This window comes from Allobrachymonas chironomi DSM 19884 (assembly GCF_000374625.1).
Lineage (GTDB): Bacteria > Pseudomonadota > Gammaproteobacteria > Burkholderiales > Burkholderiaceae_C > Brachymonas > Brachymonas chironomi.
The window spans coordinates 72742-94280 of record NZ_KB894773.1; the positions used below are offsets into that span (position 1 = coordinate 72742).

Annotated in this window: 18 protein-coding genes; 8 read left to right on the top strand and 10 right to left on the bottom strand. The window is 65.7% G+C overall.

The genetic code is table 11. From position 1 onward, the window contains the following. Positions 1 to 19 precede the first annotated feature (19 nt). The 4 genes from C513_RS0109810 (at position 20) to C513_RS0109825 (ending at position 4987) form a co-directional block, all read left to right on the top strand. Positions 20 to 1096 (top strand): branched-chain amino acid ABC transporter permease, encoded by a 1077-nt coding sequence (locus tag C513_RS0109810; protein ID WP_018715837.1) that lies wholly within the window; start codon positions 20 to 22, stop codon positions 1094 to 1096. A 92-nt stretch (positions 1097 to 1188) separates the two neighbouring features. Then, the gene (locus tag C513_RS0109815) at positions 1189 to 2619 is read left to right on the top strand and encodes an ABC transporter substrate-binding protein (protein ID WP_018715838.1); all 1431 of its coding nucleotides are present in this window, start codon (positions 1189 to 1191) and stop codon (positions 2617 to 2619) included. Positions 2620 to 2782: 163 nt separating this feature from the next. Then, positions 2783 to 3628 carry an ABC transporter ATP-binding protein gene (locus C513_RS0109820; protein WP_018715839.1) on the top strand — a complete coding sequence of 282 codons (846 nt, stop codon included), beginning with the start codon at positions 2783 to 2785 and terminating at the stop codon, positions 3626 to 3628. A 111-nt stretch (positions 3629 to 3739) separates the two neighbouring features. Then, positions 3740 to 4987, top strand: a complete 1248-nt coding sequence (locus tag C513_RS0109825) for a phenylacetate--CoA ligase family protein (RefSeq protein ID WP_026320734.1) — start codon at positions 3740 to 3742, stop codon at positions 4985 to 4987. Between the two features lie 13 nt (positions 4988 to 5000). Here C513_RS0109825 and C513_RS0109830 read toward each other — a convergent pair whose 3' ends face one another. The 8 genes from C513_RS0109830 to C513_RS0109865 form a co-directional block, all read right to left on the bottom strand. Continuing rightward, a complete protein-coding gene (locus C513_RS0109830) occupies positions 5001 to 6017 on the bottom strand; it encodes a recombination-associated protein RdgC (RefSeq protein WP_018715841.1) in 1017 nt (338 codons plus the stop codon). A 139-nt stretch (positions 6018 to 6156) separates the two neighbouring features. Beyond that, entirely contained in the window at positions 6157 to 7002 is an 846-nt protein-coding gene (locus C513_RS13210) for a DsbA family protein (protein ID WP_018715842.1), read from the bottom strand. Next, a complete protein-coding gene (locus tag C513_RS0109840; RefSeq protein WP_018715843.1) occupies positions 6999 to 7685 on the bottom strand; it encodes a glutathione S-transferase N-terminal domain-containing protein in 687 nt (228 codons plus the stop codon). Before C513_RS0109840 ends, C513_RS13210 begins: the two co-directional genes overlap by 4 nt. Before the next feature lie 170 nt (positions 7686 to 7855). Further along, on the bottom strand, positions 7856 to 8953 hold the full coding sequence (locus C513_RS0109845) for an NAD(P)-dependent alcohol dehydrogenase (protein ID WP_018715844.1): 1098 nt from the start codon (positions 8951 to 8953) through the stop codon (positions 7856 to 7858). A 137-nt stretch (positions 8954 to 9090) separates the two neighbouring features. Next, a complete protein-coding gene (locus C513_RS0109850) occupies positions 9091 to 10113 on the bottom strand; it encodes an Ldh family oxidoreductase (RefSeq protein ID WP_018715845.1) in 1023 nt (340 codons plus the stop codon). Positions 10114 to 10192: 79 nt separating this feature from the next. Next, a complete protein-coding gene (locus C513_RS0109855; RefSeq protein ID WP_018715846.1) occupies positions 10193 to 11680 on the bottom strand; it encodes an efflux transporter outer membrane subunit in 1488 nt (495 codons plus the stop codon). A 15-nt stretch (positions 11681 to 11695) separates the two neighbouring features. Next, positions 11696 to 13681: a MacB family efflux pump subunit gene (locus tag C513_RS0109860; RefSeq protein WP_051084434.1), complete on the bottom strand. Its 1986-nt coding sequence runs from the start codon at positions 13679 to 13681 to the stop codon at positions 11696 to 11698. Between the two features lie 10 nt (positions 13682 to 13691). Next, a complete protein-coding gene (locus C513_RS0109865; protein ID WP_018715848.1) occupies positions 13692 to 14903 on the bottom strand; it encodes an efflux RND transporter periplasmic adaptor subunit in 1212 nt (403 codons plus the stop codon). Positions 14904 to 15165: 262 nt separating this feature from the next. Between C513_RS0109865 and minC the strand changes: the two genes are divergently transcribed. The 4 genes from minC (at position 15166) to C513_RS0109885 (ending at position 18954) form a co-directional block, all read left to right on the top strand. Beyond that, positions 15166 to 15915, top strand: coding sequence for a septum site-determining protein MinC (minC, locus tag C513_RS0109870; RefSeq protein WP_018715849.1), 750 nt, complete (start codon positions 15166 to 15168; stop codon positions 15913 to 15915). A 41-nt stretch (positions 15916 to 15956) separates the two neighbouring features. Further along, entirely contained in the window at positions 15957 to 16772 is an 816-nt protein-coding gene (gene minD / locus C513_RS0109875; protein WP_018715850.1) for a septum site-determining protein MinD, read from the top strand. A 2-nt stretch (positions 16773 to 16774) separates the two neighbouring features. Next, entirely contained in the window at positions 16775 to 17044 is a 270-nt protein-coding gene (minE, locus tag C513_RS0109880) for a cell division topological specificity factor MinE (RefSeq protein ID WP_018715851.1), read from the top strand. Positions 17045 to 17109: 65 nt separating this feature from the next. Then, a complete protein-coding gene (locus C513_RS0109885; RefSeq protein WP_018715852.1) occupies positions 17110 to 18954 on the top strand; it encodes an ABC transporter ATP-binding protein in 1845 nt (614 codons plus the stop codon). On the opposite strand, the gene yjjJ is transcribed toward C513_RS0109885, so the two are convergent. Together yjjJ and C513_RS0109895 are read right to left on the bottom strand one after the other, a co-directional pair. After that, the gene (gene yjjJ, locus C513_RS0109890; protein ID WP_018715853.1) at positions 18955 to 20301 is read right to left on the bottom strand and encodes a type II toxin-antitoxin system HipA family toxin YjjJ; all 1347 of its coding nucleotides are present in this window, start codon (positions 20299 to 20301) and stop codon (positions 18955 to 18957) included. Between the two features lie 104 nt (positions 20302 to 20405). Then, a complete protein-coding gene (locus tag C513_RS0109895) occupies positions 20406 to 21443 on the bottom strand; it encodes a glycosyltransferase family 4 protein (protein WP_018715854.1) in 1038 nt (345 codons plus the stop codon). Positions 21444 to 21539: the final 96 nt, after the last annotated feature.

A 21539-nucleotide genomic window follows, 5' to 3' on the forward strand; every position in this document is an offset into this window, starting at 1 on the left:
GATTACAGGAGACTCTCACATGCTCTACCGCGAAAACGGCCAGTACAAGACCAGCTACCGTGCTGATCAGGCCATTCTTCCCATCCGACAGGATCGCTACTTCATGATCGCGCTGCTGTTGGCAGTGTTCGTGGTGGTGCCTGCCCTCGCCAGCCCCTACTGGTTCTCGGCCATCCTGATTCCGCTGACCATCATGTGTCTGGCCGCCCTGGGCGTGAACGTGCTGGTGGGCTACTGCGGCCAGATCTCGCTGGGTTCCGGTGCCTTCATGGCCGTGGGTGCCTACGGTGCCTTCAACCTGTTCGCCCGCATGGACGGCTTCCCGCTGATTCCGACGCTGATCTTTGGCGGCATCTGCGCGATGCTGTTCGGCATCCTGTTCGGCCTGCCCTCGCTGCGCGTCAAGGGCCTGTACCTGGCCGTGGCCACGCTGGCGGCCCAGTTCTTCAGCGACTGGATGTTCCTGCGCATCAAGTGGCTGACCAACAACTCGCCCTCGGGCTCGGTGTCGGTATCCAACCTGCAGATCTTCGGCATCCCGCTGGACACCCCGTTTGCCCGCTACATGTTCTGCATCTCCGTGCTGGTGGTAACCGCCCTGCTGGTGAAGAACCTGGTGCGCGGTGCCATCGGCCGCGAGTGGATGGCGATCCGCGACATGGACGTGGCGGCTTCCGTGATCGGCATTCGCCCGATGTTTGCCAAGCTGTCGGCCTTTGCCGTGAGTTCCTTCATCGTCGGCATGGCCGGCGTGCTGTGGGGCTTCATGCACCTGGGTTCCTGGGAGCCGGGCGCCTTCTCGGTGGACATTTCCTTCAAGCTGCTGTTCATGGTGATCATCGGCGGCATGGGTTCCATCATGGGCAGCTTCTTCGGTGCCGCCTTCATCGTGCTGCTGCCGATCTTCCTGACCAACTTCCTGCCCTTTGCGGCCGGTCTGTTCGGCATGTCGATGTCCACTGCGACCATCTCGCACATCGAATTCATCATCTTTGGTGCGCTGATCGTCTGGTTCCTGATCGTGGAACCGCATGGTCTGGCCAAGCTCTGGAGCATGGCCAAGCAGAAGCTGCGCATCTGGCCCTTCCCGCACTGATCCGGTCAGGCCTTTCCGCTGTACCCGCCTGACCTTAGCCTGATATTTTCCTTTTCCACCTCTCACCCTAGACCCCACTCGAGGAGACAACCATGACCACATTCTTTCGCCCCGCACTGACTGCCGTGGCCATCGCCGGCCTGATGACGCTGGCCGCCTGCCAGAAGGACGGCGGCGGCAGCTCGGCCCCCGCTGCCAGCGGCGCCTCTGCCACCGCGGCTGCCCCTGCCGCCACCGGCGGCGGCGGCAACTCCACCACCGTGGCTGCCAGCGCCGACAAGCAGTTCTTCCCGCTGCTGTCCTACCGTACCGGCCCCTACGCCCCCAACGGCATCCCGTGGGCTGACGGCAAGCAGGATTACCTGAAGCTGATCAACGAGCGTGACGGCGGCATCAACGGCGTGCAGATCGCCTACGAAGAATGCGAAACCGGCTACGCCACCGACCGCGGCGTGGAGTGCTACGAGCGCCTGAAGACCAAGCCCGGCGTGTCCATGTTCGATCCGCAATCCACCGGCATTACCTTTGCCCTGACCGAGAAGGCCCCGGTCGACAAGATCCCGCTGATGACCTTCGGCTACGGCCTGTCGGTGTCCCAGAATGGTGACTACTTCAAGTGGAACTTCCCCTACATGGGCAGCTACTGGACCGCAGCCGACGTGCTGATCCAGCACCTGGGCCAGAAGGAAGGCGGCCTGGACAAGCTCAAGGGCAAGAAAGTGACCCTGGTCTACCACGACAGCCCGTTCGGCAAGGAGCCGATCCCGCTGGTGCAGAAGCGTGCCGAAATGCACGGCTTCGAGCTGCAGATGCTGCCGGTGACCGCACCGGGCGTGGAGCAGAAGGCCACCTGGCTGCAGGTGCGCCAGAGCAAGCCCGATTACGTGCTGCTGTGGGGCTGGGGCGTGATGAATTCCACCGCGCTGAAGGAAGCCCAGGCGACCGGTTTCCCGCGTGACAAGATCTACGGCGTGTGGTGGGCCGGTGCCGAGCCGGACGTCAAGGACGTGGGCCAGGGTGCTGCCGGCTACAACGCACTGGCGCTGAATGGCAGCGGCCAGGACTTCCCGGTGGTCCAGGACATCCTGAAGCACGTGTACGACAAGGGCAACGGCACCGCCTCCAGCCGTGCGGAAGTGGGCAGCGTGCTGTACAACCGCGGCATGCTGATCCAGATGCTGGGCGTGGAAGCCGTGCGCACCGCGCAGGAGAAGTTCGGCAAGGGCAAGGTCATGACGGCCGAACAGGTGCGTTGGGGCATGGAAAACCTGAACCTGAGCAAGGAGCGTCTGGCCGAGCTGGGCTTTGGTGACCTGGCCCACCCGATCCAGACCACCTGCCAGGACCACATGGGCTCCATGGCGGCCCGCGTGCAGACCTGGGACGGCAGCAAGTGGAACACCGCCACCGACTGGATCCAGGCTGACCAGGCCGTGGTCGGTCCGCTGGTGACCGCCGGTGCCGAGAAGTACGCCGCCGAGAAGAAGATCGCCAAGCGCGACGCGGCTGACTGCGGCGCCTGATAGCGCCCACCGGGCCGGCCTGCTGCGGCAGGCGGCCCGGACCGCTGCCCCGCCCGGCAGCGGCAAGACCATCGCCCGACGGCGTGGTCTTGCCAGTGCCCCGCACTACCCCCTGCCCCAGGCTGGCCACCCAGAGCCAGCCCCAGACAACGGAGACAAGACCATGGACGCAACTGCAAGCTCCTCCACCCTGCCATCGCCGCTGGACGCCCCGACCCTGGTCAGCGTCAACGGCATCGAGGTCATCTACAATCACATCATCCTGGTGCTGAAGGGGGTGTCGCTGACCGTGCCCGAAGGCAGCGTGGTCGCCATCCTGGGCGGCAACGGTGCCGGCAAGACCACCACCCTGCGTGCCATTTCCAACCTGCTGGCCGGCGAGCGCGGCGAGGTGACCAAGGGCACCATCGAATACCGTGGCGAACAGATCCAGAGCCTGTCACCGGCCGATCTGGTCAAGCGCGGCGTGGTGCAGGTGATGGAAGGCCGCCACTGCTTTGCCCACCTGACGATCGAGGAAAACCTGCTCACCGGCGCCTACACGCGCAAGGACAAGGGCGAAATCGCGGCCAACCTGGAAAAGGTCTACAACTACTTTCCGCGCCTGAAAACGCGCCGCACCAGCCAGGCCGCCTACACCTCGGGCGGCGAGCAGCAGATGTGCGCCATCGGCCGCGCCCTGATGAGCAACCCCAACATGGTGCTGCTGGACGAACCCTCCATGGGTCTGGCACCGCAGATCGTGGAAGAGGTGTTCGAGATCGTGAAGGATCTGAACACCAAGGAAAAGACCACCTTTCTGCTGGCCGAGCAGAACACCAACATGGCCCTGAAGTACGCCCACTACGGCTACATCATGGAAAGCGGCCGCATCGTGATGGACGGTACCGCCGAACAGCTCACCAGCAACGAGGACGTGAAGGAGTTCTACCTGGGCATGGGCGGCGGCGAGCGCAAGAGCTTCAAGGACGTCAAGAGCTACAAGCGCCGCAAGCGCTGGCTGGCCTGATCGTCCGGCGGGGCTGCCGAGGCCCCACCCTGTCCTGACACCCCTTGCAGCGGGCTTGCGCCTGCAGGCTGACTGCACCCCTCTGTTTGCCCCTTGTCGAGCTGAATGACCATGCAAACCTATTACGACACCCTGGAAATCCGCCCTGCTGCCGAGCGTGAAGCGGCCCTGTTTGCCGCCCTGCCCAGGCAGATCGCCCACGCCCAGCAGCACTCCCCCGCCATGGCCGAAATCCTGGCCGGCGTGGATGCCGCCGCCATCACCAGCCGCGAAGCCCTGGCCACGCTGCCGGTAACGCGCAAGTACGAACTGCTGGAACGCCAGAAGGCCTTGCGTGCCCAGAATGCCTTTGGCGGCTTCAGCGCCATCGGCTACGGGCCTGACATGGGCCGCGTGTTTGCCAGCCCCGGCCCGATTTACGAGCCCGAAGGCAAGGCGCGCGATTACTGGCGCATGGGCCGGGCCCTGCATGCTGCGGGCTTTCGTAGCGGCGAGCTGGTGCACAACTGCTTCAGCTACCACTTCACGCCGGCTGGCAGCATGATGGAAAATGGCGCCCATGCACGTGGCTGCACCGTTTTCCCGGGCGGCATCGGCCAGACCGAGCAGCAGGTACAGGTGATGCAGGAGCTGAAGCCGGCCGGCTATATCGGCACGCCCAGCTTCCTGAAGATCATCCTGGAAAAAGCCGCCGAGATGGGCGTACCGCTGCCCAGCGTGAGCAAGGCCATGGTCAGCGGCGAAGCCTGCCCGCCCAGCCTGCGTGACTGGTTTGCCGAGCACGGTGTACAGACCTTCCAGTGCTATGCCACGGCCGATCTGGGCCTGATCGCCTACGAAACCCGCGCCCGTGAAGGCCTGGTGCTGGACGAGCACGTGATTGTCGAAATCGTGCGACCCGGCACCGGCGACCCGGTGCCCGAAGGCGAAGTCGGCGAACTGGTGGTGACCACGCTCAACCCCGACTATCCGCTGATCCGTTTCGGCACCGGCGACCTGTCAGCCGTGCTGCCGGGCCAGTGCCCCACCGGTCGTACCAACGCCCGCATCAAGGGCTGGATGGGCCGTGCCGACCAGACCACCAAGGTGCGCGGCATGTTCGTGCACCCGGCCCAGGTGGCCGAGGTGGTGCGCCGATTCCCGCAGGTAGGCAAGGCGCGGCTGGTGGTCAGCGGTGCCATGGCGAATGACCAGATGACGCTGCGCGTGGAATGCGCCGAGCCGGACGAGAGCCTGCAGCAGGCCGTGGCCAGCACCGTGCGCGAACTCACCAAGCTGCGTGCCGATGTCGCATTCTGCGCGCCCGGTGCGCTGCCCAACGACGGCAAGGTGATCGAGGACGCACGCAGCTACGACTGAGCCGCAGCCGGTATCAGTCTTCCCAAGGCGGCGTTTCGGCTGCCGCGCTGTCGGCAACGGCAGCCGACGCAGCAGCCGGCACGCCGCTCGCCACATGCGGATGCAGCGGTGCCAGGGCCGGTGCTGCGGCTGCCGCCCCGAACTCCTGCTCGCCACCCAGCACCTCGAACAGCGCCGGCAGCAGCACGATCAGCTCGCCGGTGGCAATCGCGGCATCGGCATCGAAACCGTCATCGTCGGGCGACTTGTCCTCGAACACCACATCCTGGAACGCCAGTTTCTTGAGCTGCAGCGTATCGGTCAGCATGAAGGAGACGCGGTCCTGCCAGGTCATGGCCAGCCGTGTCGGCACCTTGCCGCCGACCAGAATGTGCTGGCGCACCTCGTCGGTATCCAGCAGGTGGCGTGCATAACGCACCACCGATTTCATCTCGTCCAGGGTCTTGAGTTCGCATTCGCGCTCAATGCTGAAACCGGCCGGGGCCTCTCCCGTGCCCAGCCAGTCGGTCATCGCTGCCGCCGGCGACACCGCCGTCTGGATCAGCGACAGCGCCAGCCCCTCGAACTCCTTGACCAGCAGCGTGGTGACCTCGTCGGCCTTGCCCTGGCTGCCGGCATCGACCACCAGCAGGCGCTGCTGCGGCGCGATCCAGACGCGCGTGGCAGACTGGCGCGTGAAGGCGCGCGGCAGCAGTTCGTGCAGCGCCTGTTCCTTGAGCTCCTTCTGCTCCTTCTTGCCGGGCTTGCGACCCGTGGTCTGCTCGATATGGGCGACGATCTCGTCCACGCGCTGCTTTACCGCCGAGGACGGCACCACGCGCTGTTCGGTCAGCAGCTTCAGCAGCCAGTGGCCGCCGACACTTTCCACCAGCGCGCCGCCAGCTTCGCCGCGCGGCTCGACCCAGCCCAGCGACTTCTGCTGGGTCGGGCCGCAGGGCACGAAACGGTTCTTGTCCAGGCCGGCCTCCAGCGCCGCCATGCCGGGGTTCCAGTCGGGACCGATACGAAACAGGATCAGATTCTTGAACACGGGATTCCTTGGTTGGGTGGGCTGGCAGAATGCAAGCGCCCCGGAACGGGCCGGGGCGTATCGGGTGCAGCCAGCTGCGACAGGCGACAGCGGTGGCTGTCCCTGCCGGGGGCTCTATCGTAGCGCCTGGAAGGCGGTATCAGGCCGCCATCAGTTCCTTCATGGTCTGCACCAATGTCTTGCCAGTGGCGTAACCGGTGGTGATCAGATGCAGCTCGCGGCCTTTGCGCAGCACCACCGTGGGGAAGCCGCTGACGCCCCATTCGCGCACCATGTTGAACTCGGCATAAGTGGCCTGGCGCGCCTCTTCGGAAGCAAAGCGCTCGCTGAACTCGGCAAAGTCCAGCCCGGCCTGCGCGCAGATATCGCGGTAGAAATCGACCTGTCCGGGATCGGCATTGTCGGCATAGAAATGGCGCTGGATACCGGCAAAGAAATCGTGCAGCGCCGATTCCTCATCCTCGCGTTGCAGCAGCATTTCGCGCGCGATCACCACGGCGCGGCACGGCGGCTCGGTATCGTAGTCGAAGCTGCGCTGCTGGTCGTCCAGCAGCTCGTAGCTGAAGGGCTGGCCGGTACGCGTCCAGACCTCTTCCCAGTGGTGGCGCAGGAACTGGCGCATGGCGTCGTCCCAGGCTTCGCCGCCGCCCGGACGCAGGCCGCCGACCAGGATGGTGTAGGGCAGGCCGGCTTCGGCGGCGGCCTTGTGCAGCGCCCGCAGGCCCGGCTCCATGCCCCAGCACCAGGAACACATCGGATCACCGATGTAGATCACTTCCTGGCCAAGCGCTTCGGCATCATCGCCGGCATCAGCAGCAGACGGCTGCTGGTCGGTTCCGACTGCGGCTGCGGGCGTGCAGACACCGGTGACCGGATCGCAATAGGGAATCTCGTCCAGCTTCTGGCCGGCATCGGTCGGGGTGTCCGGCGTGCACTGCCCCGTCACCGGGTCACAGTAGGGAATGTTGTCCAGTTTCTTGCTCATGCCAGCCCCTTTTGTACGGCCGGACGCGCCAGGAAGGCCTCCAGCACACGCAGTACGTTGCGAAACTCGTCGATACCGACCAGTTCGGCCGCCTGGTAGACGTCACGCATGCAGCGCACCCAGGGGAAGATGGCGATATCGGCCACGCTGTAGTCGCCCATGACCCAGTCGCGGCCTTCCAGCCGCTGGTCCAGCACACCCAGCAGGCGGCGCGTCTCGTTGACGTAGCGTTCCAGCGGGCGCTTGTCCTCGAAATCCTTGCCGCCGTAGCGGTAGAAAAAGCCGACCTGGCCAAACATCGGGCCGACACCGCCCATCTGCCACATCAGCCACTGGATGGTCTGGTAGCGCTGCACCGGATACTGCGGCAGCAGCCGGCCGGTCTTGTCGGCCAGATAGATCAGGATGGCTCCGGTTTCCCACAGCGGCATCGGCTGGCCACCCGGGCCGTCCGGATCGAGGATGGCGGGAATCTTGTTGTTGGGGTTGATGCTCAGGAATTCGGGCGTGAACTGGTCATTTGTCATGATGTCCACGCGGTGAAACTCGTAGGGCAGACCCAGTTCTTCCAGCGCAATCGACACCTTCTGGCCGTTGGGCGTGCCCAGGCTGTACAGCTGAATGCGCTCCGGATGCTGTGCCGGCCAGCGTCCGGTGACGGGAAAGGCGGACAGGTCTGTCATATCGGGTTCCTCCTGCAATGTGATGGTCCCAGTATGCAGCTTTCCGCGGCAGATTGTGGCAGGGCCGAATTGCCGATTACCCGAACAGGGGTTTTTCGCGCCCGCGAAAAACACGAACCCGCACGGCACCAGCGCCGGGCGGGTTTGTCACTGGCTTGCGCCAGCCGCGTTCAGGGCTTGATCGCGATCTTCAGCACGCCGTCACGCTGGTTGGCGAACAGGTCGTAGGCCTCGACGATGTTGTCCAGCTTGTATTCGTGCGTCACCAGCGCCTTCAGATCCACCCGGCCGGAACCCACCACGTTCAGCAGGCGGCGCATGCGCTCCTTGCCGCCGGGGCAAAGCGCGGTGTTGATCTTGTGGTCACCCAGACCGGCACCAAACGGCCCCAGCGGGATGCGCAGGTCTTCGGAATACACCCCCAGGCTGGAGACCGTGCCACCCGGACGGATGCAGCGCAGCGCCTGCTCGAAGGTGATTTGCGTGCCCAGCGCCTCGATGGCGCTGTCGGCGCCCTTGCCGCCGGTGAGTTTCAGGATTTCCTCGACCGGATCGGCGTTGCGGAAGTTGATGGTGACGTCGGCACCGAGCTTGCGGCTCACGGCCAGGCGGTCGTCGTTGCCATCGACCGTGATGATGGTGGTGGCACCACGCAGCTTGGCTCCGGCGGTGGCGCACAGGCCGATCGGGCCCTGGGCAAACACCACCACGGTGTCGCCGATCTTGATGTTGGCGTTTTCGGCACCGACAAAGCCGGTGGACATGATGTCCGGGCACATCAGCACTTCCTCGTCCGTCAGGTGGTCCGGCACCGGGGCCAGGTTGCCCTGGGCATCGGGCACCAGCACGTATTCGGCCTGGGTGCCATCGATCAGGTTGCCGAAGCGCCAGCCCGCGGTGAGCTTGTAGCCGTGACAGCCGCAGCGGCCGCTGGCGACCAGGTAGCTGCCGTCCTGCGAGGCAGCGCCGTCCTGGGCAGCATAGCTGTTGAAGTTGGGGCAGATGGCACCGGCAATCACGCGCTGGCCTTCCTGGTAACCCTGCACCGCACTGCCGAGCTTGACGATCACGCCCACCGGCTCATGGCCTACCGTCAGGCCCTTCTCGACCGGGTACTCGCCCTTGAGAATGTGCACGTCGGTGCCGCAGATGGTGGTGGTGGTGATCTTGATCAGCGCATCGTTCGGGCCCACATCGGGAATCGGCTTGTCGACCAGCTCGATACGACCGGGCTCTACAAAAACCGCTGCTTTCATCATGGCTGCCATGCTTGTCTCCTGGATCAGGGTTGGGAAAACGGATACGACCAGCTCCACCTGCCTGCACACCAGGCAGATTGCCGCCGTGTTGTCATGCGTTCATGCCCAATGTAGCAGCGTGGCAGCGGAACGTCCATGGTTTGGCTTCATGCCGCTCCCGCCAACTCCTGCAACCGCTGCCAGGTAGCGGCATCCAGCACAATGCCCTCACGATCCGACTGCGCCCGCTGGCGGTAGCGGCGCTCGCCGGGCATGCGTGACTGGCCGGCGGCGCGCATGGCCAGCACCAGATCCTCGGCGCGCCGGGCAAAGCCGGCACCGCTGTTGCCCGCCGACGGGTCCATCACGATCAGCAGCTGGCCGGTGCGTGGCGTCTGCGCGCCGGGGTGCTGCTCCCAGCTGAAATCGAAGGAAAAATCGCCGCCGGTGAGCGCCGCGGCCAGCAGCTCCACCATCATCGACAGCGCCGAGCCCTTGTGGCCGCCAAACGGCAGCAGCGCCCCGCCCTGCAGCACGGCCTGCGGATCCTGGGTCGGCTGGCCGGCAAGGTCCACGCCATGCTCGGGTGGCAGCTGGCGGCCTTCACGCGCGGCGATCTGGATATCGCCGTGCGCCATGGCACTGGTGGCCATGTCGAACACCAGCGGATCCCCTTCGGCGCGCGGTGCGGCAAAGGCGATCGGGTTGGTGCCAAACAGCGCACGGTGACCACCATGCGGCACCACACAGGCCATGCTGTTGACAAAGCTGAGCGCCACCAGCCCCTGGCGTGCAAACGGCTCCACATCCGGCCAGAGTGCGGCAAAGTGGTGCGAATCGCGGATCGCCAGCAGCGCGATGCCGTTGCGCCGCACTTTCTCCAGCAGCAGCGGGCGCGCCGCCGCCAGTGCCGGCTGGGCAAAACCGTTGCGCGCATCTACGCGCACAAAGCCGGGGGCGACATCGTGCACCTGCGGCACGGCGCGGCCATCCACCCAGCCGCTCTGCAGCGTGGAGACATAGCCCGGCATGCGGAACACGCCGTGGCTGTCGGCGCCATCACGTTGTGCGCTGGCGCAGTTGGCAGCCAGGATGGCGGCCACCTCGGGCGAGCAGCCGTGGCGCTCGAAGATGCGCGTCAGCAGCGCCGTCAGATCGGACAGGGAAAGGCGGTGGTCGGAATCGGTCATGCAGGGGCCTGGCTCATGAAAACCCCGTATCGTAACGGACGGCACCCGCGCCGCTACCCGGCATTTCCCCCGGTGCGGCTCAGGAGGCCGGGGCCAGCTGCGTCGGGAACAGGCCCGTATTGCCCACTTTGGGGCGGGCTTCGGGCAGCGGTACCGCCTGCAGCACCGGGCTGCCGCCCAGCGCCTGGTACAGCGCCACCAGATTGCTCAGGCGTTCCAGCTGGATGTCCTGCAGCGCCAGCTGGGCGCTGCGGCGGGTTTCCTGCGCATCCAGCCAGAGCTTGAGGGCGACGGCACCGGCGCGGTAGCGCACTTCCATCAGCTCTTCGGTGCGTGCCGCCTGTTGCAGCGAACGGCGCAGCTGGGTTTCCTGATCGGCCAGGTTGCGGCGGCCGGCGAGTGCGTTTTCCACATCGGCATAGGCCTGGTACAGGGTCTGGCGGAAATCGATGATGGCCTGCTCGTACTGGTTCTGCGCAATGGCCGTGTTGCGGCGCATTTCACCAAAACGCAGGAACGGCAAGGTCAGGCCGGCCCCCAGCGTGGCGATCGGGTTCTCCAGCAGGTCGGACAGATCGCGGCTGGTATTGCCGATGGAGCCGGTCAGGCTCAGCACCGGGTAGTAGCTGGCGCGCACCGCATCGGCATTCGCCAGCACCGAGCGCAGCCGCATCTCGGCGGCCAGCAGATCGGGACGACGCCCCAGCAGCTCGGACGGCAGGCCGGCCGGGATTGCGGGCAGCACCCGCGTATCGGGCAGGCGCGGCCGCTGCGCCTCGGGGGGCAGTTGGTCCGGCGCGCTGTCGAACAGCAGCGCCATGGCGTTGCGCAGCTCGACGATCTGCTGGCGGTAACGGCTGATCTGCGCCTGCTGGCTGGCCTGGGTCTGGCGCGCCTGGGCCAGCTCCAGCCCGGAAATCGCGCCCGCCTGGTACTGCACATTCACCAGCTCCAGCGTGCGATTGGCGCGCGCCAGGCTTTGCTGCTGGCTGGCCAGCCGGCTCTCGGCCACGGCCAGCTGCCAGTAGGTACTGGCCACGGTGCCGATCAGCGCCTGCGCCACTGCCTGGCGGTCCATTTCGGTGGCCGCCGCTTCCCAATCGGAAGCGCGTTGCGCCGCAGACAGGCGACCCCACAGGTCGGCCTCCCAGCTGGCGTTCAGGCTGGCATTGTGGCTGCGGCTGGTGCCGGCCCCGCTGTCCAGCACGCGGCTGGCGCTGGTGCCCACACTGGCACCGGGCGTGGGAAAACGGTTGCCCAGCGCATTGCCGGCCTGCAGCTGCGCATTGCGCACCCGGTAGGCCGCCGCGGCCAGATTGTTGTTGCGTTGCAGGGCCAGATCGATCAGCGCCGTCAGCTGCGCATCACCAAGGCTGGCCCACCAGCGGTCGCGCTGCGCCACCTGGCTGCCGCTGGTGGGCTGGCCGGCCCCCTGCTGCCACTGGCCGGGCACCTGCACGGCCGGGCTCTGGAAGGGCGTGGCGGCGCAGCCGGCCAACAGGCTGGCAGCGGCGATCAGGCCCAGGCTATGACGGCGCAACAGAGCCGCAGAAATCAGGGTTGTCATGCTTGCACCTTCATGTCATTGGCGCGATAGCGCATCGACCGGATCCAGCCGTGCCGCATTGCGTGCCGGCAGAAAGCCGAACAGCACGCCGATCAGGGTCGAGAAGAAACACGCCGCCACGATCGATCCCACCGAAAACAGCATGCTGAAATTGCCGCCAAACTGGCTGAACACCCAGCCCACGCCCAGCGCCAGCAGCACGCCCAGCACACCGCCCAGCAGGCACACCAGCACCGCCTCGATCAGGAACTGCTTGAGGATGTCGCCCTGGCGCGCGCCCACGGCCATGCGCACGCCAATCTCCTGCGTGCGTTCGGTGACCGATACCAGCATGATGTTCATCACGCCGATACCGCCCACCACCAGCGAGATCAGCGCAATCGCCGACACCAGCAGCGTCATGGTCTGCGTCGTGCTTTCCACCGTCTGGCGGATGCTGTCCGAGTTCTGCGTGAAGAAATCGACCTTGCCGTGACGCAGCGTCATCAGCTGGGTGATGCCCTCCTCGGCGGCCTTGCTGTCGGCCCCGTCCTTGACGCGCACCGTGATGCCGCGCAGGTAGTCGGTGCCCATGATGCGGCCCATCACCGTGGTGTAGGGCAGCCAGATGTTCAGCGTGTCGGCAGCCCCGAACATGCTGTCCTTGGGCTCGGTCACGCCCACCACGCGCACCGGCACGCTGCCGATCAGCAGCACCTTGCCCAGCGGGTTCTCGTCCGGCTGGAAGAAGGCATCGCGCGTGTTGGGATCGATCACCGCATCCTGGTTCTGTGTGCGCACGCTGTCATCGTCAAAGCTCACGCCCTGGGCCAGGGTGTAGCCGCGCACCTGGAAGAACTGCGGCCCGACGCCCTGCACGGTGGCGTTCTTCTCGACGTTGGTGCGTCGCAGCATGGCACTGGTCTGCACATTGGGCGTCACGCTGTCGACATAGCCGAGCCGTGCCAGCGCCTGCGCATCCGACGGCTTCAGCGTGCGGATGCGGCCCGAGCGCCGGTCACCAAAGCCGGTGCCCGGATAGACATCGATGGTGTTGGTGCCCATGCTGCTGACATCCTGCAGAATGCGCTGGCGCGAGCCCTCGCCCAGCGCCACCACCGACACCACCGAGGCAATACCGATGATGATGCCGAGCATGGTCAGCAGCGTGCGCATCTTGTGGCCGATCATGGCGCGCACCGCCATCTGCAGGGCCTCGCCGAGCCGGCCCCAGGTGGCAGCCCAGCTGTTCTTCTGCTGCGGCACGCCGCTGTTGTCCTTGCGTGCGGGCAGGCTGGCATCGCTCTTGCGCGTATCGCTGACGATGCGGCCATCGCTGATCGTGATCACGCGTTCGGCATGGTCGGCCACCTGGGCATCGTGCGTCACCAGGATGATGGTGTGGCCGGCCGCATGCAGCTCCTTGAGAATGGCCATCACCTCGACACCGCTGGCGCTGTCGAGTGCGCCGGTGGGTTCGTCGGCCAGGATCACGTCGCCACCATTCATCAGCGCACGTGCAATCGAGACGCGCTGCTGCTGGCCGCCCGAAAGCTGGCCGGGGCGGTGGTGCATGCGCTCGCCCAGGCCCAGGCGTTCCAGCAGCTGCTGGGCGCGCTGGTGGCGCTGTTCCACGTTGACGCCGGCGTAAATGGCCGGAATCTCCACGTTCTGCAGGGCATTCAGATCGCCCATCAGGTGGTAGCGCTGGAAGATGAAGCCGAAGTGCTCGCGGCGCAGCCGTGCCAGCTCGTCCGGCTCCATGCTGCCGGTTTCCTTGCCGGCCACCTGGTAGCTGCCGCGCGTGGCGCGGTCCAGACAGCCCAGGATGTTCATCAGCGTGGACTTGCCGGAGCCGGAAGCACCGACAATCGCCACCATCTCGCCGGCATGGATGTCCAGATCGATGTCCTTGAGCACGGCCACCACATCGTCGCCGGCCGGGTACTCGCGCGTCACGCCGCGCACCCGCATCAGCGGTACGCGCTCGTCCGGCGTCACAGGGGATCGGGTCTCGGGCATGGCGCTTCCGTCAGAACATGCGCGGCGTACGGAGCGCCGGCGAGTTGGCACCACCGGCAGAAGAATCACCCACCACCACCAGCTCGCCTTCCTTCAGGCCGTCCAGCACCTCGGCCTGCACGCGGTTGTTCAGACCGACGCGCACCTTGCGCTGCTCGATGGTTTCCTTGCCCTTCTCGCCGCTGGCCACGCGCACCGTGTAAACCGGCTCCTTGCTGCCCGGCTCGCGCTTGCCCAGCGCACCGGCCGGTACCAGCAGCGCGTTTTTCGCCTCGGCCAGCACAATGGAGACCTGCGCCGTCATCTGGATGCGCAGCTTGCCATCCGGGTTGGGGGCATCGAGCAGGCCGTTGTAGTACACGGCGCTGGTATTGGAACTGCTGGTGGCGCTGCCGCCATAGGTTTCCATGTCGATCGGACCCGGCTCGATGCTGCGCAGGCTGGCGCTGTAGCGCTTGTCCGGCTCGCCCAGGATGGTGAAATAGGCCGGCATGCCGGGCTGTACACGCGGCACATCGGCTTCGGAAATCTGCGCCTGGATCGTCATGGTGTCCAGCTGCGCCACCTTGACGATGGTCGGCGCGGTCTGGTTGGCGTTCACCGTCTGGCCTTCGTCGGTGACGATGGCCACCACGGTGCCGGCACTGGGCGAGGTGATGCGGGTATAGCCGACATTGGCCTGCGCCGTCTGCACGCGCACGTTGTACTGGGCGATGGTGGCATCGGCGCTGTTGAGGTCGGCACGCGCGGTGGTCAGCGCCTGGCGTGCCGCATCGTAATCGGCCTTGCTGGCGGCATCGCGATCGTACATGTACTTCTGGCGGTTGTACTCGGTCTGCGCCTTGTCCAGCACGGCCTGCTTGGCCACCTTCTGCGCCCGCGCCGATGCCACCGCGGCTTCGGCATCACGCAGGTTGTTGCGCTGGGTCACGGCATCGATATCGGCAATGCGCTGTCCCACCTGCACCTGGTCGCCCACTTTCACGTAGAGCTTCTGCACCTGGCCCGACACCTGCGCGCCGACGTTCACCAGGTTGGAGGCCTGGATCGTGCCGGCAGCCAGCACGCTGTCTTCCAGATCGCCGCGCTGCACCGCCGCGGTGATCAGGGGCGGGGTTTCCGGCTTGGCCAGAAAGGTGCTGTAAATCAGCCAGCCGGCCAGCACCAGCACGGCCACGGAGAAGGCGATCCACCAGGGATGGCTCTTGAGGGTTTTCCACATGGTCTTGATTTTCCTGTTGCGGAGCCGGCCGATGCCGGCAATCCAGGCAAATGGTTCGAGTCGCCGCCCCTGCAGGCTTGCCGCGAAGGCCGATGATGCAGTACAGCGCACTAGAACGATCCGGCCATGATGCCGGAAGTTCCCGTGGCATGCCGCCATATCGCATCAAATTCGCATGGGATGGTAACTGGCTGATACATGAAGCCTGTCTGCAGACGGTAAACTCATGGCTTTACCGATACCCGTTTTCTCGTACATCATCATGACCGCCGACACGGCCACCCCCTGCTTCGAATTCAAGAGCGCCTTCCTGTCCACGGTGGCCCTGCTGCTCAAGTCCCCCGACCTGTCCCGCCTGCAGGCAGAGCTGGATGCCCAACTGGGCGACGATCCCGACTTTTTCGACCATGACGCCCTGGTGATCGATCTGGCTGCCGTACGCGGCGAAGCCATCGATTTCGCCGCACTGGTAACGCTGCTGCGTGCCCGCCGCACGCTGCCGGTGGCGGTGCGCGGTGGCAGCCCCGAACAGATGCAGGCCGCGCTGGCCCACGGCCTGGCCGCCGCCCCCGAAGAACTGCCGGCGCGTGCCGTGGCGGCACCGGCTCCGGCTCCGGCCGCTGCGCCGCCCACCGTGGTGCAGCAGGTCGAGGTGGTGCGCGAAGTCCCGGCCCCGGCTCCCGTCACCATGGTCGTGGACAAGCCGCTGCGCTCCGGCCAGCAGGTCTATGCCCGCGGTGCCGATCTGGTCGTGCTGGCCATGGTCAGCGACGGTGCCGAAGTGATCGCCGACGGCAACGTGCATGTGTACGCGCCGCTGCGTGGCCGCGCCATTGCCGGCGCGCGCGGCAATACCGATGCCCGCATCTTCACGACCTGCCTGCAGCCGCAGCTGGTATCGATTGCCGGCATCTACCGCACCAGTGAGCAGGAGCTGCCGCCCGAAGTGGCCGGCAAGCCGGCGCAAGTGCGCCTGGACGGCGAAAAGATGCTGTTCGAACCCCTGCAATAACCTTCAAATCCTTCATATATCCATTACCAAGGAATCCCAACATGGCAAAAATCGTCGTCGTGACCTCCGGCAAGGGGGGTGTAGGCAAGACCACCACCAGCGCCAGCTTTGCCACCGGCCTGGCCACCCGTGGCCACAAGACTGCCGTGATCGACTTTGACGTCGGCCTGCGTAACCTGGACCTGATCATGGGCTGCGAACGCCGCGTGGTGTACGACCTGATCAACGTGATCCAGGGCGAAGCCAACCTGAACCAGGCCCTGATCAAGGACAAGCAGGTCGACAACCTGTACATCCTGGCCGCCAGCCAGACACGCGACAAGGACGCCCTGACGCGCGAAGGCGTGGGCAAGGTGCTGGAAGACCTGGCCGCCATGGGCTTTGAATACATCGTCTGCGATTCGCCCGCCGGTATCGAGGGTGGCGCCATGATGGCCATGCACTTTGCCGACGAGGCGCTGGTGGTCACGAACCCCGAAGTCTCCTCGGTGCGCGATTCCGACCGTATCCTGGGCATGCTGGGCAGCAAGACCAAGCGTGCCACCGAAGGCCAGGAACCGATCCGCGAGCACCTGCTGATCACGCGCTACAACCCCAACCGCGTGGCCGACGGCCAGATGCTGTCGCTGGAAGACATCCAGGACATCCTGCGCATCAAGCTGATCGGCGTGATCCCCGAATCCGAAGCCGTGCTGCAGGCCTCCAACCAGGGCGCTCCGGCGATCCTGTCCAAGGGCACCGATGTGGCCGATGCCTACGAGGACGTGATCGATCGCTTCATGGGCCAGGACAAGCCGTTGCGCTTCATCGAGGCCGAAAAGCCGGGCTTCTTCAAGCGCCTGTTCGGAGGGAAGTAAGCATGGCATCGTTCCTGTCCTTCCTGCTCGGCGAGAAGAAGAAGACCGCCTCCGTTGCCAAGGAGCGCCTGCAGATCATCCTGGCGCACGAGCGCAGCGGCCGCAATGCTGACGAGCCCGACTACCTGCCGGCGTTGCAGCGCGAACTGGTGGAGGTGATCTCCAAGTACATCAAGATCAACGCCGAGGACATCAAGGTGCAGCTGGATCGCCAGGACAACCTGGAAGTGCTGGAAGTCAAGATCGAGCTGCCCGAAGGCAATACACGCTGATCCTGCCGGCCGCCCGGAAGCCCCCTGCTCTGGCGATGAAAGCCCAACTGGGCTAGCATTCCGGCATGAAATTCCTGTTTTCCTGGTTTGAACGCCGGCTGCCGCCCTACCCGACGCGGGAACCGGTAGCCCCTCCCACCAGCCTGCTGCGCTTTGTCTGGCAGATGACGCGCGGCGCGCGCGGCTACCTGCTGGGCATGGCCATGCTGTCGGCGCTGGTCTCCATGTACGAAGTGTTCCTGTTTGCCACGCTGGGCCGCGTGGTGGACTGGCTGGCCGCCAGCAGCCGCGACACCCTGCTGCAGGACTTTGGCAGCCAGCTCGGCTGGCTCACCGGCATCATGCTCGCCTCCATCGTGGTGGTCGGGCTGCAGACCATCTTCAAGCACCAGGCGCTGGCCATCAACTTCCCGATGCGGCTGCGCTGGAACTTCCACCGGCTGATGCTGGGCCAGAGCATGGCCTTTTACGCCGAGGAATTTGCCGGCCGCATCACCACCAAGATCATGCAGACTGCGCTGGCGGTGCGCGACATGCTGTTCACCACCACCGATGTGGTAATCGGCATGGGTACCTACATGATCACCATCCTGCTGCTGGCCGGCGGCTTTGATCTGCGCCTGATGCTGCCGTTTGCCCTGTGGGCCGTGAGCTATCTGCTGGCCTGCGCGTACTTCGTGCCGCGGCTGGGCCAGGTCAGCAAGGCGCAGGCCCATGCGCGCGCCGCCATGACCGGCCGCATTACCGATGCCTACGCCAACATCGGCACCGTCAAGCTGTTTGCCCACACCCAGCGCGAGGCCGGTTTTGCGCGTGCCGCGATGGACGATTTCCGCGCCACCGGCTACCAGCAGATGCGACTGGTCAGCCGCTTCGAAATCGTCAACCAGATCATGATGGTGCTGCTGATCCTGAGCGCTGCCGGCCTGTCGCTGTGGCTGTGGACGCGCGGCGAAGTCGGTACCGGTGCCGTGGCGGCCGTCAGCGCCATGGCCTTGCGCCTGACCGGCATGAGCCACTGGGTGATGTGGGAAATGACGATGCTGTTCGAGAACGTCGGCACCATCCAGGACGGCATGCAGACACTGTCGCGCCCGCGCACCGTGGTGGATGCACCGGACGCACGCCAGCTGGAGGTATCGCAGGGCGAGGTACGCTTCGAGCGTGTCAGCTTCAGCTACCGTGCCGGCCTGGCACCGGTGATCGACGGGCTGGACCTGGTGATCCGCCCTGGCGAAAAAATCGGCCTGATCGGCCGCTCCGGCGCCGGCAAATCCACCCTGGTCAACCTGCTGCTGCGCTTCCAGGACGTGGACAGCGGCCGCATCCTGATCGACGGTCAGGATGTGCGCAGCGTGACGCAGGACAGCCTGCGCGGCGCCATCGGCATGGTGTCGCAGGACACCTCGCTGCTGCACCGCTCCATGCGCGACAACATCCTCTATGGCCGGCCCGATGCCAGCGAGGCCGAGATGATCGCCGCAGCCGAACGCGCCGAAGCCGACGAGTTCATTGCGCATCTGGACGACCGCCAGGGCCATACCGGCTACGACGCCCAGGTGGGCGAGCGTGGCGTCAAGCTCTCCGGAGGCCAGCGCCAGCGCGTGGCGATTGCCCGCGTCATGCTCAAGGACGCGCCGATCCTGGTGCTGGACGAAGCCACCAGCGCACTTGACTCCGAAGTCGAGGCCGCGATCCAGAGCAGCCTGCTGCGCCTGATGGAAGGCAAGACCGTGATCGCGATTGCGCACCGCCTGTCCACCATTGCCGCACTGGATCGCCTGATTGTGCTCGACCAGGGCCGCATCATCGAACAGGGCACGCACCAGGAACTGCTGGCCCAAGGCGGGCTGTATGCGCGGCTGTGGCAGCGCCAGAGCGGCGGTTTTCTGGCATCGCAGGATAGCTGATCAGGTAGCCAGCAGACGGATCTTGCGCCCCATGGCTATCAGATGCTGCTCCAGTGCCAGCAGACAGGGCGCAAAGGCGGCATCGAATCGGGACTCTGTCTGCAGGCGCCGCAGATAGTGCTGCGCCAGCGCTTCGGCTTGCAGCCACTGGGCTGGTGTCACGTCGGGGTGCAGGCCGGTCTGCGGCATGTCGTCCAGGTAGCTGCCACCACTGCGTGGCGCAAAAGCCATCGGCGTCATGTCATAGGCAGGAGCCAGGGCATAGGGCCGGCCATGGTCACTGATGAAGGACAGGTTGCCGGTGTGCATGTCGGTATTGCCGATCAGGGTGCCGAAGGCCCAGAGCAGGGCAGCACCCTCCGCCGCCTCCGGCCGGATCAGCCCCTGCCGCGCCAGCTGGCGCGTGATCGCCGGCCAGCCTGACTGGGCTGCACCGACGAACTCGGCATCCAGCGCTGCCAGCGAGAACAGGGCACGCCGGCCACGCACACCCACGCGGTCAAAGCGCTGTACTTCCAGAAAGCGCTGGGAGCCATGATCGACGATGCTGCTGCGCGCCGCTGCCACGCCCTGCTCTGCCAGAACCTGCAGCGCCAGATGTTCCGCCAGCAGCAGGTCACGCCAGCGCCGGCTCACGCTGTTGTCTGCGGCTTCGCTGAATTTGACGATCATGTGTTGCGGCGCAATATCCGCGTCTGCATAGACAGTGAACTTGGGCTGCTCGCCACCCGCCGATGAACCCGGCAGTTCGCCCTGTGCCGCTTCCCTGGCCATTTCCCCGTACACCTGCGGCTTGTCTGCGCTGGCCACCGGCAAGGGGTCTGCCGATTCCAGATAGGCGGTACGCATGGCATCGCCAAGCAGCAGATTGCCCGTCACATCCTGCCCATGCCGCAGCAGTGCCATCAGGGCATGGGTATCCGTCCATTGCGATAGAGTGGTCGGCAGGCCGAGCAAGGCTCCATGGCGCTGTGCATAGGCACGCCCCAGATAACCCTGTGGCCGCATGTCGTACAGCCACCAGGGCAGGCCGTCGCTGTGCAGCCTTTTGCCGGCTGTCTGGCACATGACAAAGCCTTCCGGGCGCACCGGCAACAGCAGGCCCAACTCCTGGATCTGCCCTTCCGGCGTCACGCGGTAGACCGGCATGTCCGGCAGACCGCGCACGCTGTCATGCAGGGCATAGTGAATAGCGGACCCAGCCCCCAGACGCACGATCTGCCCACCCATGGCCCGCAGCGCACGCGATAGCGTGGCCTGGCTCAGGCCCAGCTGCTGCTGCAGTTGGCGACTGGTCATCGGTCCCTGTGCCAGCTGCAGCCGGATCGTATCGGCATGGAGGGTCATGGCGCTTGAATAGATAAATGAATAGACAAGTGAATAGCTATTCTAGGGCCGATGACAGCAAAAGCAAGCGCAGGACCACCGGCCCTGTCACAGGCCAGCGGAACTCAGCCCGCCAGCAGCACCCGCCCCGCCTCCCGGCTGCGCGGCGCCAGCCCGTCCAGAAACTGGCGCGTGGCAGCCGGCCAGTTGAATTGTTCGGCATGGCGGCGCACGGCGGCGCGATCCCGCGTTTTGTCCAGCGCACGCAGGCAGGCCTGGCGCAAGTCGGTATCGAGCACGCCACCATCGGATGCCATGCCGATCACATCGATCGGGCCCGGCACCGGATAGGCCGCGACCGGCGTGCCGCAGGCCATGGACTCGACCATCACCAGACCGAAGGTATCGGTCACGCTGGGAAACACCATCACGTCGGCGCTGCGGTAGGCAGTGGACAGCGGCTCGCCCTTGAGCACGCCGAGCCAGCGCGCCTGCGGAAAGCGCGCACGCAGCCGTTCCTCTTCCGGGCCGGAGCCGACCACCCATTTCTCGCCGGGCAGGTCCAGCTCCAGGAACTTGTGCACCTGCTTTTCCACGGCAATGCGGCCGACGTAGAGAAACACCGGGTCCTTCTCGCGCGGCAGCTGTTCGCCATCGGGGTGGAAGGCATCGAGATTCACCCCGCGTGACCACAGGCGGGCCTTGCGGAAACCGCGATCCTGCAGGTCCTGCACGATGGCCGGTGTCGGGGCCATGGTGGAGCGTGCTGCATTGTGGAACTTGCGCAGCACCGCATAGCTGATGCCGACCGGCAGCCGGAAGCGCGCATGCACGTATTCCGGGAAACGGCTGTGATAGGCACTGGAGAAGGGCCAGCCGAGCCGGATCGCGGTGTGGCGTGCCATCCAGCCGAGCGGGCCTTCGGTGGCAATGTGCAGGCAATCGGGATCGAAGTCCTGGATGCGCTGCGCCACCTGCGCCGGCGTGGTCAGCGCCAGCGCGATCTCCGGGTAGGTCGGGCACGGCACGGAGCGGAATTCCAGCGGCGACAGGATCTGCACCTCATGCCCCAGCTCCTGCAGGTGGGCGGTGGTGGTTTTCAGCGTGCGCACCACGCCATTCACCTGGGGTTCCCAGGCGTCGGTCACAATCATGATTTTCATGGTATCCGGTTCCGAGTCCAGGGGCCGCCGGCTGGCCGCCCCGCACCATCATGTGACCATTGGACGGGATTTGCGCGACGGCCTCATGTCGGACGC

Bases quoted from the DNA above. Each gene is read 5' to 3' on its own strand.
- C513_RS0109810 (WP_018715837.1), top strand. From the start codon at position 20: ATGCTCTACCGCGAAAACGGCCAGTACAAGACCAGCTACCGTGCTGAT.
- C513_RS0109815 (WP_018715838.1), top strand. From the start codon at position 1,189: ATGACCACATTCTTTCGCCCCGCACTGACTGCCGTGGCCATCGCCGGC.
- C513_RS0109820 (WP_018715839.1), top strand. From the start codon at position 2,783: ATGGACGCAACTGCAAGCTCCTCCACCCTGCCATCGCCGCTGGACGCC.
- C513_RS0109825 (WP_026320734.1), top strand. From the start codon at position 3,740: ATGCAAACCTATTACGACACCCTGGAAATCCGCCCTGCTGCCGAGCGT.
- C513_RS13210 (WP_018715842.1), bottom strand. From the start codon at position 7,002: ATGAGCAAGAAACTGGACAACATTCCCTACTGTGACCCGGTGACGGGG.
- C513_RS0109840 (WP_018715843.1), bottom strand. From the start codon at position 7,685: ATGACAGACCTGTCCGCCTTTCCCGTCACCGGACGCTGGCCGGCACAG.
- C513_RS0109845 (WP_018715844.1), bottom strand. From the start codon at position 8,953: ATGGCAGCCATGATGAAAGCAGCGGTTTTTGTAGAGCCCGGTCGTATC.
- C513_RS0109850 (WP_018715845.1), bottom strand. From the start codon at position 10,113: ATGACCGATTCCGACCACCGCCTTTCCCTGTCCGATCTGACGGCGCTG.
- C513_RS0109855 (WP_018715846.1), bottom strand. From the start codon at position 11,680: ATGACAACCCTGATTTCTGCGGCTCTGTTGCGCCGTCATAGCCTGGGC.
- C513_RS0109860 (WP_051084434.1), bottom strand. From the start codon at position 13,681: ATGCCCGAGACCCGATCCCCTGTGACGCCGGACGAGCGCGTACCGCTG.
- C513_RS0109865 (WP_018715848.1), bottom strand. From the start codon at position 14,903: ATGTGGAAAACCCTCAAGAGCCATCCCTGGTGGATCGCCTTCTCCGTG.
- minC (WP_018715849.1), top strand. From the start codon at position 15,166: ATGACCGCCGACACGGCCACCCCCTGCTTCGAATTCAAGAGCGCCTTC.
- minD (WP_018715850.1), top strand. From the start codon at position 15,957: ATGGCAAAAATCGTCGTCGTGACCTCCGGCAAGGGGGGTGTAGGCAAG.
- minE (WP_018715851.1), top strand. From the start codon at position 16,775: ATGGCATCGTTCCTGTCCTTCCTGCTCGGCGAGAAGAAGAAGACCGCC.
- C513_RS0109885 (WP_018715852.1), top strand. From the start codon at position 17,110: ATGAAATTCCTGTTTTCCTGGTTTGAACGCCGGCTGCCGCCCTACCCG.
- yjjJ (WP_018715853.1), bottom strand. From the start codon at position 20,301: ATGACCCTCCATGCCGATACGATCCGGCTGCAGCTGGCACAGGGACCG.
- C513_RS0109895 (WP_018715854.1), bottom strand. From the start codon at position 21,443: ATGAAAATCATGATTGTGACCGACGCCTGGGAACCCCAGGTGAATGGC.